The sequence below is a fragment of the Streptomyces sp. 71268 genome (assembly GCF_029392895.1).
Lineage (GTDB): Bacteria > Actinomycetota > Actinomycetes > Streptomycetales > Streptomycetaceae > Streptomyces.
The window spans coordinates 1,996,316-2,012,500 of the sequence record NZ_CP114200.1; the positions used below are offsets into that span (position 1 = coordinate 1,996,316).

Genomic DNA, 16,185 nt, shown 5'->3' on the forward strand with positions numbered 1-16,185 from the left:
AGCGGGAGGCCGGACTTTGTACGCCATCGGAATGGCCGCACGGGTCCCGACTGTGGGCAGTGTCGAACGCCTCTCTCAACTTGACGTATCAGCAGAGGAAACGGTTGCCCGCAACCTTATGACGAGTGTTCCTCGCCACGGATAACGGCCAGCACCCCATCCAGTTCGTCCGGTTTGACGAGAACGTCACGCGCCTTGGAGCCCTCGCTGGGCCCCACGATGTTCCGCGACTCCATCAGGTCCATCAACCGGCCCGCCTTCGCGAAGCCCACCCGCAGCTTGCGCTGCAACATCGAGGTGGAACCGAACTGTGTGGAGACCACCAGTTCGGCGGCCTGGCACAGCAGGTCGAGGTCGTCGCCGATGTCCTCGTCGATCTCCTTCTTCTTCGCCGTACCCACCGTCACGTCATCGCGGAAGACCGGCGCCATCTGGTCCTTGCAGTGCCGGACCACGGCGCCCACCTCCTCCTCGGTGACGAAGGCGCCCTGCATCCGGATCGGCTTGTTCGCCCCCATCGGCAGGAAGAGCCCGTCGCCCTTGCCGATGAGTTTCTCCGCGCCCGGCTGGTCGAGGATGACCCGGCTGTCGGCCAGCGAGGAGGTCGCGAACGCGAGCCGGGACGGCACGTTGGCCTTGATCAGGCCGGTGACGACGTCGACCGACGGCCGCTGCGTCGCCAGCACCAGGTGGATGCCCGCCGCCCGCGCGAGCTGGGTGATGCGCACGATCGCGTCCTCCACGTCGCGCGGCGCCACCATCATCAGGTCCGCCAGCTCGTCCACGATGACCAGCAGGTACGGATACGGCGTCAGCTCGCGCTCGCTGCCGTCCGGCGGGCTGACCTTGCCCGAGCGCACCGCGGCGTTGAAGTCGTCGATGTGCCGGAAGCCGTAGGCGGCCAGGTCGTCGTAGCGCAGGTCCATCTCGCGCACCACCCACTGCAGCGCCTCGGCGGCCCGCTTCGGGTTGGTGATGATCGGCGTGATCAGGTGCGGGATGCCCTCGTACGCGGTCAGCTCGACGCGCTTGGGGTCCACGAGGACCATGCGCACGTCCTCGGGCGTGGCCCGCATCATGATCGAGGTGATCAGGCAGTTGATGCACGAGGACTTACCCGAACCGGTCGCGCCCGCCACCAGCACGTGCGGCATCTTCGCCAGGTTAGCCATCACGTAGCCGCCCTCGACGTCCTTGCCGAGCGCCACCAGCATCGGATGCTCGTCGCCGGCCGAGTCGGCCAGCCGCAACACGTCACCGACGTTGACCATCTCGCGGTCGGTGTTGGGGATCTCGATGCCGACCGCGGACTTGCCGGGGATCGGGCTGATGATGCGCACGTCGGGGCTGGCGACGGCGTACGCGATGTTCTTGGTCAGCGCCGTGATCCGCTCGACCTTGACGGCCGGGCCCAGCTCCACCTCGTACCGGGTCACCGTCGGGCCACGGGTGAAGCCGGTGACGGAGGCGTCCACCTTGAACTCGGTGAACACCGTCGTCAGCGAGGCCACCACGGCGTCGTTGGCCGCGCTGCGGGTCTTGCCCGGGCCGCCCCGCTCCAGCAGGTCGAGCGAGGGCAGCGCGTACGTGATGTCACCGGCGAGCTGCAACTGCTCGGCGCGCGGCTGGAGGCCGCCGGGGCGCTCGGGCAGGTCCGGGGGCTCGGGCGTGGCGCGGGTGAGGTCGGGCACCTGCTCCACGGCGTTGCCCTGCTGCCCGCCCGCGCCGTCGCGGTCCGCGGCCCCGCCGCCCCGCGCGCTGGGCAGCCCCGCGCCGGAGTCGGTGCTGATGCCGCTGCTGAGCCCGGCGACCAACGGCGAGGGCTGCACGCCGTGCAGCACCGCCCCGTCCAGCGAGGCGGCGGCCGCCGCCGCCACGTCCACCGCGTCCATCGGCCTGCTCTGCGGCGGCTCCACGTCGTCGGTGTCCGCGACGGCGGCCCGGCGGGGCTTACGCCGCTTGCTGAGCGCCTCCTCCTCCGCGCGCTCAGCCTCCGCGCCACCCTCGTCGCGCCCGCGCGCGCCCCGTCGCGGGCGCCGGGCGGGCGCCTGCTGCCGCCACTGGTCCGCGTACTCCTCGTCCTCGTACGCCTCGGCGTCGAGCATCTCGTGCGAGCCGGCGTCGTCGATGAGCCCGAGCCTGACCATGAGCTGGCGCATCCGCTGCGGGATGGTGTTCACCGGCGTCGCGGTCACCACGAGCAGGCCGAAGATCGTGATCAGGACCAGCAGCGCCACGGCGAGCGCCTCGCGCACCGTGAAGATCAACGGCTTGGACGCGGCCCAGCCGATCAGGCCGCCCGCGTCCTGCATGGCCTCGGTGCCCTCGTCCCGGCCCGGCGCGCCGCACGCGATGTGCACCTGCCCGAGGACGCCGAGGACCAGCGCGGACAGGCCGACCACGATGCGTCCGTTGGCCTCGGGCTTCTCCGGATGCCGGAACAACCGCATGGCCATGATCGCGAACAGGATCGGCACCACCAGGTCGAGCCGCCCGAACGTCACCGTCACCAGCATCTCGACCAGGTCGCCGACCGGCCCGTCCAGGTTCGACCACGTACCGGCGGCGACCACGAGAGCCACCCCGAACAGCAGCAGTGCCAGGCCGTCCTTGCGGTGCGCCGGGTCGAGGCCGCGCGCGCCGCGCCCTATGCCACGGAAGACCGCCCCGACCGCGCGCGCCAGGCCCCGCCAGAGCGCGCGGAGCATCCGCAGGATGCCGCCCGTGGGCGACGGCGCCGCCTTGGGGGGCGCCTTCTTCGCCGGGGCCTTCTTCGCGGGCGCGGACTTCCTGGGCGGCGCCTTCTTGGCCGCGGCCTTCTTCGCGGGCGGTTTGGCGGCGGCCTTCTTCGCAGCGCCCGCGGCGCGTCCGGCGGACTGCTTCGAGGTGCCCGCCGCGCTCGGGGAACCCTTGCCGGACGTACGAGAAGCCATGCGCCGAGATTACCCGCGTCGGCCGTATGGGGCACGCACGCCCACGGTTTGCCGTGTGGCTGGCGGAGCCGGTGGAGCCTCCGCGCCACGGGAGGCCGGGGCGGGCGGAGTCGCGGCGGCGGGCGAGGGGGCGTCAGGCCCGGCGTGGCGCACGGGGACTGAGTGAGGGCCAGCGCCCGGTCGGCGCGGCGGGCGCACCGCGCGGGCATGAGCCACGGGCGTGTCCGTCGGGGGCGTGTCGGTCATGGCAAGGGGCCAGTCGCCGGCGCCCACAGGGCATACGGCGGTGGGTCACCGGGCCCGGCTCCGCGCCCGGTCAGGTCGCCCGTCCGCGCGCCAGGCTCAGCTCTTGGACGGCACCGCGCCGGCGCCGTTGCCCGCGCCCGGCTCCAGCGCGTCCAGCGCCCGCCGCAACCCGGTGAGCTTGCGCTCCAGGTGCGCGGCCGTCGCCACGGCGGCCGCGTCCGCGCTCTCGTCGAGTTGCTTGGACAGCGCCTCGGCCTGCTCCTCCACGGCCGCGAGCCGCGCCGAGAGTTCGGCGAGCAGGCCCGCCGGCTCCTTGGCGTCGGCGACCGGCTGACCACCGTCCAACTGGAGCCGCAGCAGCGCCGCCTGTTCGCGCAACTGACAGTTCTTCATGTACAGGTCGACGAAGACCGAGACCTTGGCGCGCAGCACCCACGGGTCGAAGGGCTTGGAGATGTAGTCCACCGCGCCCGCCGCGTACCCACGGAAGGTGTGGTGCGGGCCGTGGTTGATCGCCGTGAGGAAGATGATCGGGATGTCCCGGGTCCGCTCCCGGCGCTTGATGTGCGCGGCCGTCTCGAAGCCGTCCATGCCGGGCATCTGAACGTCCAACAGGATGACCGCGAAGTCGTCCGTCAACAGCGCCTTGAGCGCTTCCTCCCCGGACGATGCCCGCACCAGCGTCTGGTCCAGCGCGGAGAGAATGGCCTCCAACGCCAGCAGATTCTCCGGCCGGTCATCGACCAGGAGGATCTTGGCCTTCTGCACCATGCCTCGCCCTCCTCGCCCCGGCATGGGGTCCCCCCAGCTCGTGCCGGGGGATGCACCGGGCGCCGCCCCAGGGGGCGACTCCCTTACGCCGCCCGCCCTTGTGCCGGTCATGGTAGCCGCACCCCGCTGCTCGCCACACCCTGTCACCGCGATGTCACTGTGCACATAGCGGAAACGCGGCGGGGACCGAGAAGGTTCCCCGAATGCCGCGTTTCCACACGTGTTTGGCCACAGTCAGTCAACGAAACCGCGGGGCGCCGCCCTCATCGCGTACGCTCCGTCACTCCGCGCGCATCCAGTGCCTCATCACCGTCAGCAAGTGATCGGTATCCACCGGCTTGGTGACGTAATCGGACGCCCCGGCCTCGATGCTCTTCTCCCGGTCCCCCTTCATCGCCTTCGCGGTCAGCGCGACGATGGGCAACCCGGCGAACTGCGGCATCCGGCGGATGGCCGCCGTGGTGGCGTAGCCGTCCATCTCCGGCATCATGATGTCCATCAGGACCAGCACCACGTCGTCGTGCTGCTCCAGGACCTCGATCCCCTCGCGCCCGTTCTCCGCGTACAGCACCTGGAGCCCGTGCTGCTCCAGCACGCTGGTCAGGGCGAAGACGTTGCGAATGTCGTCGTCCACGATGAGGACCTTCTCGCCGTCGAACCCGGTGCTGCCGCCGGGTTCGGCGACCAGGTCCTGGCCGGAGAGCATCCACGGCTCCGCCGGCGGCCGGCTCGCGCCGCCGCGCGGCGCTCGCCGCGCCGTGCCTCGCGTCGGCAGCGCACTGCCCGCCTCCCGCGTCGCGTCACCGGTCGGCTGCTCCGCCGCCCGCTGACCGCCCGACTCCTCGCCCGCCGGCGGCTCCACGGCCTCCCCGTTCGCCCCGCCGGCCGGGCCCGACTCACTCGCCGACCCCTCCAGCTCCAACGGCGCGGCGGGCTCGGTGGACAGCGTGGCCTCGGTGGACAGCGTGCTGATGTCGCTGACGGCCAGCTCCGGGTAGCCGTGCGGCGGCAGCGTGCTCGGCTGCAGCGGCAGGTAGAGGGTGAACGTGGAGCCGCGACCCGGCTGGCTGTCGGCGTGGATCTCGCCACCGAGCAGCCTGGCGATCTCGCGGCTGATGGACAGGCCGAGGCCGGTGCCGCCGTACTTGCGGCTGGTCGTGCCGTCCGCCTGCTTGAACGCCTCGAAGATGACCCGCATCTTGCTGGCGGCGATGCCGATGCCGGTGTCGGTCACGGAGAAGGCGATCATCTCGGCGTCGGCGTTGCGCAGCGCGCCGTGTTCGAGCAGTTGTTCCCTGATCGCGTCGGGCACGTCGGCGCCGGCCGACCTGATGACCAGTTCCACCGCGCCGGTGTCGGTGAACTTCACCGCGTTGGACAGCAGGTTGCGCAGCACCTGGAGCAGGCGCTGCTCGTCGGTGTTGAGCGTGGCGGGCAGCTCCGGCGAGACCCGTACCGAGAAGTCCAGGCCCTTCTCCGCCGTCAGCGGCCGGAAGGTGGCCTCCACGTAGTCCACGAGCTGGACCACCGCGATCCGCGTCGGGCTGACGTCCATCTTGCCGGCCTCGACCTTCGACAGGTCGAGGATGTCGTTGATGAGCTGGAGCAGGTCGGAGCCGGCCCCGTGGATGGTCTCGGCGAACTCCACCTGCTTCGGGGAGAGGTTGCCGTCCGCGTTGTCGGCCAGCAACTTGGCCAGGATGAGCAGCGAGTTCAGCGGCGTGCGCAGCTCGTGCGACATGTTGGCCAGGAACTCGGACTTGTAGCGCATCGAGACCGCGAGCTGCCCCGCGCGCTCCTCCAGCACCTGCCGGGCCTCTTCGATCTCGGTGTTCTTGACCTCGATGTCGCGGTTCTGCCGGGCCAGCCGGTCCGACTTCTCCTCCAGTTCGGCGTTGGACGCCTGGAGCGCCTTCTGCCGGTTCTCCAGCTCGGCCGAGCGCTCGCGCAACTGCTCGGTCAGCTCCTGCGACTGCTTGAGCAGCACCTCGGTCTTGGTGTTGACGCTGATGGTGTTGACGCTGGTGCCGATCATCTCGGCGATCTGGTTCAGGAAATCCTTCTGGATCTGCGTGAACGGCTGGAAGGACGCCAGCTCGATCACGCCGAGTACCTGTCCCTCGAAGAGCACCGGCAACACGATGACCTGCGCCGGCGGCGCCTCACCGAGCCCGGAGCCGATCTTGAGGTAGCCAGCCGGGACGTTCTCGATGACGATGGTCCGCTTCTCCTCGGCGGCCGTCCCGACCAGCCCGTCACCCGGTTCGAAGACGGTGGGCATGTCGCGCTTCGAGTAGCCGTACCCACCGATCATGCGCAGCTCGTACGCCCCGCTCCCCGAGCCGTCACCGGCCTCCTGGGTGGCGTCGATGGCGTCGCCGGTGGGCGTGGCCAGGAAGAACGCGCCGTGCTGCGCGGTGACCACCGGCGTCAGCTCGCTCATGATCAGCCGCGCCACGTCCTCCATGTCGCGCCGGCCCTGCATGAGCCCGGAGATACGGGCCAGGTTGCCCTTGAGCCAGTCCTGCTCCTTGTTGGCCAGCGTGGTCTCGCGCAGGTTGGCGATCATCGTGTTGATGTTTTCCTGGAGCGCCAGGATCTCGCCCGCCGCGTCCGCCTCGATCTTGAGGCTGAGGTCGCCGCGGGTCACCGCGGTGGCCACCTCGGCGATGGCGCGCACGTGCCGGGTGAGGTTGCCGGCCATCTCGTTCACCGAAACGGTCAGGTCCTGCCAGGTGCCGCTGACGCCGTCCACCCGGGCCTGGCCGCCGAGCTGCCCGTCCGTGCCCACCTCGCGGGCCACCCGGGTCACCTGCTCGGCGAACGAGGAGAGCTGGTCGACCATCGTGTTGACGGTCGTCTTCAGCTCCAGGATCTCGCCCCGCGCGTCGATGTCGATCTTCTTCGTGAGGTCGCCCTTGGCGATCGCGGTGGTCACCATGGCGATGTTGCGGACCTGCGCGGTCAGGTTCCCGGCCATCCCGTTCACCGAGTCGGTCAGGTCCTTCCAGGTCCCGGCGACACCGGGCACCCGCGCCTGCTCGCCAAGCCGTCCCTCGGTGCCCACCTCGCGGGCCACCCGCGTCACCTCGTCCGCGAACGAGGACAACGTCGTGACCATGGTGTTCACCGTGTCCGCGAGCTGTGCGACCTCGCCGCGCGCCTCGACCGTCACCTTCTTCGTCAGGTCTCCGTTGGCGACCGCGGCCGAGACCTGCGAGATGTTGCGCACCTGGATGGTCAGGTTGTTGGCCATCAGGTTGACGTTGTCGCTCAGGTCCTTCCAGATACCGGTCACACCCGGCACCCGCGCCTGGCCGCCGAGCTGCCCCTCGGTACCCACCTCGCGGGCGACCCGGGTGACCTGGTCGGCGAACGAGGAGAGCTGGTCCACCATCGTGTTGACGGTGGTGACCAGCGCCAGGATCTCCCCCTTGGCGTCCACCGTGATCTTCTTCGACAGGTCGCCCTCGGCGACCGCGGTGGTGACCTCGGCGATGTTACGGACCTGGGAGGTCAGGTTGTTGGCCATGAAGTTGACCGACTGGGTCAGGTCCTTCCAGGTGCCGGAGACGCCCTGCACCTCGGCCTGGCCGCCGAGCCGGCCCTCGGTACCGACCTCGCGGGCCACCCGGGTGACCTCGCCGGCGAACGACGAGAGCTGGTCCACCATCGTGTTGAGGGTGTTCTTCAGCTCCAGGATCTCGCCCCGCGCGTCCACGTCGATCTTCTGCGAGAGATCGCCGCGCGCCACCGCCGTGGCCACCTGCGCGATGTTGCGGACCTGCGCGGTCAGGTTCCCCGCCATGCTGTTGACCGAGTCGGTCAGGTCGCGCCAGACACCGGCCACGCCGGGCACCTGCGCCTGACCGCCCAGCCTGCCGTCCGTGCCCACCTCACGGGCCACCCGCGTCACCTGCTCGGCGAAGGCCGAGAGCTGGTCGACCATCGTGTTGATGGTGTTCTTCAGCTCCAGGATCTCCCCGCGGGCGTCCACGTCGATCTTCTGCGACAGGTCGCCGCGCGCCACCGCCGTGGTCACCTGGGCGATCTGCCGCACCTGCGACGTCAGGTTCCCGGCCATGAAGTTGACGGAGTCCGTCAGCTCCTTCCAGGTGCCGCTCACCCCGTCCACCTGGGCCTGCCCACCGAGCCGCCCCTCGGTGCCGACGTCCCGCGCCATCCGCGTGACCTGGTCGGCGAAGAGGGAGAGCTGGTCCACCATGGTGTTCACGGTGTTCTTGAGCTGGAGCATCTCGCCGGAGACGTCGACCGTGACCTTCTGCGACAGGTCGCCGTTGGCCACCGCCGTCGTGACCTGCGCGATGTTGCGCACCTGGCCGGTGAGGTTGCGGAAGGCGGTGTTGACCGAGTCGGTCAGGTCCTTCCACGTCCCCGCCGCGCCCGGCACCTGCGCCTGTCCGCCCAGCTCGCCCTCGACGCCCACCTCGCGCGCCACGCGCGTCACCTCGGCACCGAACGAGGAGAGCTGGTCGACCATCGTGTTGACGGTGTTCTTCAGCTCCAACATCTCGCCGGAGACGTCGACCGTGACCTTCTGCCCCAGATCACCGTTGGCCACCGCCGTCGTGACCTGCGCGATGTCCCGCACCTGCGTGGTGACGTTACGGAAGGCGGTGTTGACCGAGTCGGTCAGGTCCTTCCACGTCCCCGCCGCGCCCGGCACCTGCGCCTGCCCGCCCAGCAGGCCCTCGGCGCCCACCTCGCTGGCCACCCGGGTCACCTCGTCGGCGAAGGTGCGCAGCGTCTCGGTCATCGTGTTGATCGTGCCCGCGAGCTGCGCGATCTCGCCGCGCGCGCTCACCGTGACCTTCTGCGACAGGTCGCCGCTGGCGACCGCCGTGGTCACCTGGGCGATCCCGCGGACCTGCGCGGTCAGGTTCCCGGCCATGAGGTTGACGGAGTCGGTCAGGTCCTTCCAGACCCCGGCCACGCCCGGCACCTTGGCCTGCCCGCCCAGCTCGCCCTCGGTGCCCACCTCGCGCGCCACCCGCGTCACCTCGGAGGCGAACGACGAGAGCTGGTCCACCATCGTGTTGACGGTGTTCTTCAGTTCGAGCATCTCGCCGGCCACGTGCACCGTGACCTTGCGCGACAGGTCACCCTTGGCGACCGCCGTGGTGACCAGCGCGATGTCGCGAACCTGCGCCGTCAGCCGGGACGCCATGGTGTTGACGGAGTCGGTCAGGTCCTTCCACGAGCCCGACATCCCGCGCACCCGGGCCTGACCGCCCAACTTGCCCTCCGTACCGACCTCGCTCGCTACCCGCGTCACCTCGTCGGTGAACGCCGAGAGCTGGTCCACGAGCCCGTTGACGGTGCGCCCGACCTTGAGGAACTCGCCGCGCAGCGGGTGCGCGGAACCGTCCGCTCCGCGCGAACGCAGGTCCATCCGCTGCTCGAGGTCGCCCTCGGCCACCGCGGACAGCACCCGTCCGACCTCGGACACCGGGCGTACGAGATCGTCGACCAGGGCGTTGGACGCGTCGATCGCCGCAGCCCAGGAGCCCTCGCAGGCGCCGGCCTCCAGGCGTTCGGTGAGCTTGCCCTCCCGGCCGACGACCCGGCGCACCCGCGCCAGCTCCCCGGTGAGCTGCAGGTTGCGGTCGGCAACCTCGTTGAATACCGCGGCGATCTCGGACATGACGCCCTCGCCCGAGACCGTCAGACGCTTGCGGAAATTACCGTCCCGCATGGCAGTCAGCGCCGTCAGCAGCCGGTTCAGGGCTGCCGTATCTACCTCGGTCGTCCCGTTCGTACGGGTACGTCCGCCTTTCGCGCGCGTGCTCGTGCCCCGCGCGGCTGCGCCAGACTCCACCGTATGCCTCCCGCAGGGTCGACCATCCTCGTCGGGCTCTCTTTTGAGCCTTCCCAGTGTTTCACCATGGCCCAACCAGGCCATAACAGTTCGGCAGCATCGCACACCGTCGGGGACGCGCTCGGGGTGGAATCACAGGCGACCGGCATCCGCGCGCACGGCGAAGGTAAGTAACCTGGCATTCGGCTAGGGCATCGGAGGGGCGCTGCGACATGGGTGAGCAGATCGCCGAGACACGTATGAGGAGACCTGTGATCACCGCGCGGGCAGCCGCCACCTTCGACCCGGTCGGCCGCTCGGTCGCCTCCGCCCGCGCCTTCGTCCGCGACACGCTCCAGGGCTGGGGGTTCACCGACGTCGTCGACGACGCCGTGGTGCTCACCAGCGAACTCGTCACCAACGCCGTGGTGCACGCCGGGACCGCCGCCGACGTGGCCTGCATGCGCACCGACACCGGCGTACGCGTCGAGGTCGGCGACCGCTATCCGGAACGCGAGGTCCCGCTCCAGAGCGCCGGCGTCCAGTTCGGCAGCCCGGACCGGGAGGGCGGACGCGGCCTCCTGCTGTGCGCCGCCCTGGCCTCCCGCTGGGGCGTGGAGTACACCGCCACCAACAAGCAGGTCTGGTTCCAGCTCGACCTGCCCGACCGCCCCGCCGGCACCCGCTCCGCCGGCCCGTCGCTGCCCGTCGGCGCGCTGCCGGTCACCGACGCCCGGGTGCGGGTCGCGGTCATCCAGATCGACAGCCTCGGCGGCATCAGCTCCTGGAACGAGGACGCGCAGGTCCTCTTCGGTTTCAGCCCCGAGCAGGTCACGGGGAAGCAGCTCACGGACTTCGCGGCCTGGCCCCACACCCCGGGCACCAGCACCGGCATCGTCGAGGCCCTCCAGCTCTCCCGCTGGGAGGGCTCGTACGGCATCCGCGGCGCCGACGGCCGCGTCATCCCCGTCTACGCCTCGCACCTGCGGGTCCGCGACGCCGACGGCGACCCGTCCACCGTCTGCCTGCTCGTACGCGACCACGAGCGCGCCGTCCTGCAGACCCCCTCGCGCGCCCCCGCGTCCGACCGGCACACCGCCTCCGAGCGGGGCACGGCCACCGACGCGTTCGAGGTCTTCATCGGCTCCCCGGCCCCGGACGACCTCGACGGGCTGCTCCAGCGCACCGTGGAACGGGCCCGGGACATGCTCGACGGCGACAGCGCCTACCTCCTGCTCGCCACCGACGACGAGACCGAACTCGAAGTCCGCGCCTCCACCGGCCTGCCCTCCTCCCGTCAGCGCTTCGCCCGGGTGCCCGTCGAGGCCGGCTCGGGGCGGTACGGATCGGCCCGGATGCCCGCCGTCCACGAGGACCTGAGCGCCGTGCCGGGCGCCGTGCCGCTGCTCAGCAACACCGGCATGCGCTCGGTCGTCACGGTCCCGCTCAAGGTCGAGGGCCGGCTGACCGGCTCGCTCGGCGTCGCCGCCGAGGCCCCCGGCCGGTACAGCAACGAGGAGGCGCTGCGGCTCCAGTTCGCCGCCGACCGCATCGCCCTGGCCGTCGAGTCCGCCCGGCTGACCGAGCTGGAGCGGCTGCGCCGCGGCTCGCTCTCCTTCCTCGTCGAGGCGTCCGACCTGCTCGCCGGCACCCTGGACCGGGACCAGACGCTCGCGCTGATGGCCCAGATGACGGTACCGACGCTGGCCACCTGGTGCGCCGTCTACACCATCGCCGACCCGGCGTCCGAGCCCGAACTCTCCTACGTACTGCACGAGGACGAGGACCGCATCGACGGCCTCAAGGCACTGCTCGCCAAGGTCGACCCACCAGAGCCGGTGACCACGCCCGGCGCGCAGGTGTGGACCGCGCCGGCGCACGCCGCGCACGCCGCCGCGCTGCGCACCTCACTGCGCAGCCTGGGTCTGGGCGATTCGGTACGCCCGGCCACCGGCCCCGGCACGTCCCTGGCCACGGCTTCCGCGGTCGGCGGCGAGACGGTGGTGCTGCCGCTCGTGGCCCGCAACCGCGTCATCGGCATGCTCACCCTCGGCAAGCCCACCGACGAGCACTTCAGGCAGGAGATCCTCGAACTCGCCGAGGACCTCTCGCGCCGGGCCGCACTCGCCTTGGACAACGCCCGCCTGTACTCCGAGCGCACGGCCATCAGCCAGTCCCTCCAGCGCAGTCTGCTGCCGCCGGAGCTGCCCGACGTGCCGGGCGTCGAGGTCGAGGTCATCTACCGCGCGGCCGGCGAGGGCAACGAGGTCGGCGGCGACTTCTACGACCTCTTCCCGATCCGCGACGGCGCCTACGGCTTCGCCATCGGCGACGTATGCGGAACCGGCCCGGAGGCCGCGGCCGTCACCGGGCTGGCCCGCCACGCGCTGCGGCTGCTCGCCCGCGAGGGCTTCGGCGGCCCCGCCGTACTGGAGCGCCTGAACGCGGCCATCCTCGACGAGGGGGCCCGCAGCCGCTTCCTGACCCTGCTCTACGGCGAGCTGTGGCCGCAGGAGGACGGCAGCGCCACCCTCAAGATCGTCTGCGCCGGGCACCCGCTGCCCCTACGGCTGCGCCAGACCGGCGACGTCGAGGCGGCGGCCGAACCGCAGCCGCTGCTCGGCGTCATGGACGACCTGGAGCTGTACGAGCAGACGGTGTCCCTCGCCCCCGGCGACGTGCTGCTGTGCGTCACCGACGGCGTCACGGAACGCCGCGAGGGCACCCGCATGCTCGGCGACGACGGGCTGGTCGACGTGCTCACCACGTGTACGGGCCTGACGGCGGGCGCGGTCGCCTCCCGCGTGCTGCGCGCGGTGGAACGCTTCGCCGCGCAACCGGCCTCGGACGACATGGCCATCCTCGCCATGCGGGTCCCCGAGCCGCAGCCCGAACCGCAGACCACCTGATCGAGCGACGACCGGCGCAAGCCGGCCTATACGCGAAGAGGCCCCCACCAGACGGTGAGGGCCTCTTTCCATCGAGCCCCAATACGGAATCGAACCGTAGACCTTCTCCTTACCATGGAGACGCTCTGCCGACTGAGCTATTGGGGCGCAGCGACGGAAAGAATCTTACCCGAACTCACGAGCGCTTCCGACCACGTCGAGTAGGTCCAACACCCGCCGCCACGGGGCCGAACCCGGCTCTACGAGGCGGGCTGCAAAAGCCCACCGAGCGCGTTGCAGGCGGCGACGACACGCTGCACCTCACGCCGCGACATTCCGGCAGCGACCGGCAGCGCCAGGGACTCGTCAGCGGCCCGCTCGGTCTCGACCAGCCACACGTCACGCCGGAACGCCGCACTTCGGTGCACCGGGGTCTGCACGGGAACCCGGCAGTCGACGCCGCGGGAGCGCAGGGCGCGGGCGAACGCGTCCCGGTCCGGCCTGCCGTTGCCCGGCACCCGCACCACGTACTGCTGGAACCCGTGCGCCACCGCGGAACACGTCGGCGGGGTGAGAACGCCCGTGAGTCGGGCGCTCAGATATCGGGCGTGCTGCTGCCGTCGCGCGATGTCGGCTGCCGGCTCGGCGGACAGGCCGTGCCCGATGACCGCGAGCTGGTGCCGCTGGCCCAGCTCGGCCAGGCGGGCCAGGTCCGCGGGGTGACCGAAGGTGTGAACGGCCACGACGGCCCGCGTCCGCTCGGTCACCACGGCTTCCACGGCCGCGGGAGCGAGGCAGAAGGACGCCGGTTCTATATCGGCGAACACCGGCTCCGCCCCGAGGGCCAGCACCACGTGGGCGGTCTCGCACACGTCGTACGAGGGCACGATCACCTCGTCGCCGGCCCGCACGCCTGCCCGCGCCAACTCATGTCGCAGCTCATCCGCTGGAGTCCCCATAGGCCGGATGGTGCCCATCAAATATGAACGCCGAGTGGCCTGCAACACAACGCAGAAGAGCCTTGTTAGGACCAGGGTCCTAACAAGGCTCTTCTCAAAAGGAGTTCGGCGGCGTCCTACTCTCCCACAGGGTCCCCCCTGCAGTACCATCGGCGCTGAAAGGCTTAGCTTCCGGGTTCGGAATGTAACCGGGCGTTTCCCTAACGCAATAACCACCGAAACACTATGAAATAAACCAACCAGACAATGACACGGTCGTTATTTCAGAACTAACACAGTGAACGCGAGCAACTGAGGACAAGCCCTCGGCCTATTAGTACCAGTCAACTCCACCCCTTACGAGGCTTCCATATCTGGCCTATCAACCCAGTCGTCTACTGGGAGCCTTACCCCATCAAGTGGGTGGGAGCCCTCATCTCGAAGCAGGCTTCCCGCTTAGATGCTTTCAGCGGTTATCCCTCCCGAACGTAGCCAACCAGCCATGCCCTTGGCAGAACAACTGGCACACCAGAGGTTCGTCCGTCCCGGTCCTCTCGTACTAGGGACAGCCCTTCTCAAGACTCCTACGCGCACAGCGGATAGGGACCGAACTGTCTCACGACGTTCTAAACCCAGCTCGCGTACCGCTTTAATGGGCGAACAGCCCAACCCTTGGGACCGACTCCAGCCCCAGGATGCGACGAGCCGACATCGAGGTGCCAAACCATCCCGTCGATATGGACTCTTGGGGAAGATCAGCCTGTTATCCCCGGGGTACCTTTTATCCGTTGAGCGACGGCGCTTCCACAAGCCACCGCCGGATCACTAGTCCCGACTTTCGTCCCTGCTCGACCCGTCAGTCTCACAGTCAAGCTCCCTTGTGCACTTACACTCAACACCTGATTGCCAACCAGGCTGAGGGAACCTTTGGGCGCCTCCGTTACCCTTTAGGAGGCAACCGCCCCAGTTAAACTACCCACCAGACACTGTCCCTGATCCGGATCACGGACCCAGGTTAGACATCCAGCACGACCAGAGTGGTATTTCAACAACGACTCCACACACACTGGCGTGCATGCTTCACAGTCTCCCACCTATCCTACACAAGCCGAACCGAACACCAATATCAAGCTATAGTAAAGGTCCCGGGGTCTTTCCGTCCTGCTGCGCGAAACGAGCATCTTTACTCGTAATGCAATTTCACCGGGCCTATGGTTGAGACAGTCGAGAAGTCGTTACGCCATTCGTGCAGGTCGGAACTTACCCGACAAGGAATTTCGCTACCTTAGGATGGTTATAGTTACCACCGCCGTTTACTGGCGCTTAAGTTCTCAGCTTCGCCAACCCGAAAGTCAGCTAACCGGTCCCCTTAACGTTCCAGCACCGGGCAGGCGTCAGTCCGTATACATCGCCTTACGGCTTCGCACGGACCTGTGTTTTTAGTAAACAGTCGCTTCTCGCTGGTCTCTGCGGCCACCCCCAGCTCACACTGTAAAAGTGATCACCAGAAATGGCCCCCCTTCTCCCGAAGTTACGGGGGCATTTTGCCGAGTTCCTTAACCATAGTTCACCCGAACGCCTCGGTATTCTCTACCTGACCACCTGAGTCGGTTTAGGGTACGGGCCGCCATGAAACTCGCTAGAGGCTTTTCTCGACAGCATAGGATCATCCACTTCACCACAATCGGCTCGGCATCAGGTCTCACCCTCATGTCATCCGGATTTACCTAGATGACGGGCTACACCCTTACCCCGGGACAACCACCGCCCGGGCTGGACTACCTTCCTGCGTCACCCCATCACTTACCTACTACCCCCTAGGGTCAGCGGCTCCACCACTCCCCTTTGCCCGAAGGCTCCAGGGCGGCTTCACGGCCTTAGCATCAGAAGATTCAGTATTGGGCGCTTCAAAGCGGGTACCGGAATATCAACCGGTTGTCCATCGACTACGCCTGTCGGCCTCGCCTTAGGTCCCGACTTACCCTGGGCAGATCAGCTTGACCCAGGAACCCTTAGTCAATCGGCGCACACGTTTCCCACGTGTGAATCGCTACTCATGCCTGCATTCTCACTCGTGAACCATCCACAACTCGCTTACGCGGCTGCTTCACCCGGCACACGACGCTCCCCTACCCAACCCAACAGGCGTTAGCCTTCTATGCTGGATTGACACGACTTCGGCGGTACGCTTGAGCCCCGCTACATTGTCGGCGCGGAATCACTTGACCAGTGAGCTATTACGCACTCTTTCAAGGGTGGCTGCTTCTAAGCCAACCTCCTGGTTGTCTCTGCGACTCCACATCCTTTCCCACTTAGCGTACGCTTAGGGGCCTTAGTCGATGCTCTGGGCTGTTTCCCTCTCGACCATGGAGCTTATCCCCCACAGTCTCACTGCCGCGCTCTCACTTACCGGCATTCGGAGTTTGGCTAAGGTCAGTAACCCGGTAGGGCCCATCGCCTATCCAGTGCTCTACCTCCGGCAAGAAACACACGACGCTGCACCTAAATGCATTTCGGGGAGAACCAGCTATCACGGAGTTTGATTGGCCTTTCACCCCTAACCACAGGTCATCCCCCAGGTTTTCAACCCT

General features: G+C 68.7%; 5 protein-coding genes, 1 tRNA gene and 2 rRNA genes (1 of these 8 running past the window's edge). 1 reads left to right on the forward strand and 7 read right to left on the reverse strand.

The features are described 5' to 3' along the window. Positions 1–116: 116 nt before the first annotated feature. From OYE22_RS07275 to OYE22_RS07285, 3 genes are all read right to left on the reverse strand, one after another. The gene (locus OYE22_RS07275) at positions 117–2,933 is read right to left on the reverse strand and encodes a DNA translocase FtsK (protein WP_277319642.1); all 2,817 of its coding nucleotides are present in this window, start codon (positions 2,931–2,933) and stop codon (positions 117–119) included. Between the two features lie 342 nt (positions 2,934–3,275). Then, the gene (locus OYE22_RS07280) at positions 3,276–3,950 is read right to left on the reverse strand and encodes a response regulator (RefSeq protein WP_277319643.1); all 675 of its coding nucleotides are present in this window, start codon (positions 3,948–3,950) and stop codon (positions 3,276–3,278) included. Between the two features lie 280 nt (positions 3,951–4,230). Further along, positions 4,231–9,789: a HAMP domain-containing protein gene (locus tag OYE22_RS07285; RefSeq protein ID WP_277319644.1), complete on the reverse strand. Its 5,559-nt coding sequence runs from the start codon at positions 9,787–9,789 to the stop codon at positions 4,231–4,233. A gap of 251 nt (positions 9,790–10,040) precedes the next feature. On the opposite strand from OYE22_RS07285, the gene OYE22_RS07290 reads away from it, so the two are divergent. Next, entirely contained in the window at positions 10,041–12,677 is a 2,637-nt protein-coding gene (locus tag OYE22_RS07290) for a SpoIIE family protein phosphatase (RefSeq protein ID WP_277324031.1), read from the forward strand. Between the two features lie 74 nt (positions 12,678–12,751). Here OYE22_RS07290 and OYE22_RS07295 read toward each other — a convergent pair. The 4 genes from OYE22_RS07295 to OYE22_RS07310 form a co-directional block, all read right to left on the reverse strand. Further along, positions 12,752–12,824 (reverse strand) — tRNA-Thr (locus tag OYE22_RS07295). A 92-nt stretch (positions 12,825–12,916) separates the two neighbouring features. Further along, a complete protein-coding gene (locus OYE22_RS07300; protein ID WP_277319645.1) occupies positions 12,917–13,615 on the reverse strand; it encodes a DegT/DnrJ/EryC1/StrS family aminotransferase in 699 nt (232 codons plus the stop codon). Positions 13,616–13,718: 103 nt separating this feature from the next. Further along, positions 13,719–13,835, reverse strand: a 5S ribosomal RNA gene (rrf, locus tag OYE22_RS07305). A gap of 73 nt (positions 13,836–13,908) precedes the next feature. Next, a 23S ribosomal RNA gene (locus OYE22_RS07310) occupies positions 13,909–16,185 on the reverse strand (it continues 847 nt past the right edge of the window).

Coding starts and splice junctions, on each gene's coding strand:
- OYE22_RS07275 (WP_277319642.1), bottom strand. CDS start 2,933: ATGGCTTCTCGTACGTCCGGCAAGGGTTCCCCGAGCGCGGCGGGCACC.
- OYE22_RS07280 (WP_277319643.1), bottom strand. CDS start 3,950: ATGGTGCAGAAGGCCAAGATCCTCCTGGTCGATGACCGGCCGGAGAAT.
- OYE22_RS07300 (WP_277319645.1), bottom strand. CDS start 13,615: ATGGGGACTCCAGCGGATGAGCTGCGACATGAGTTGGCGCGGGCAGGC.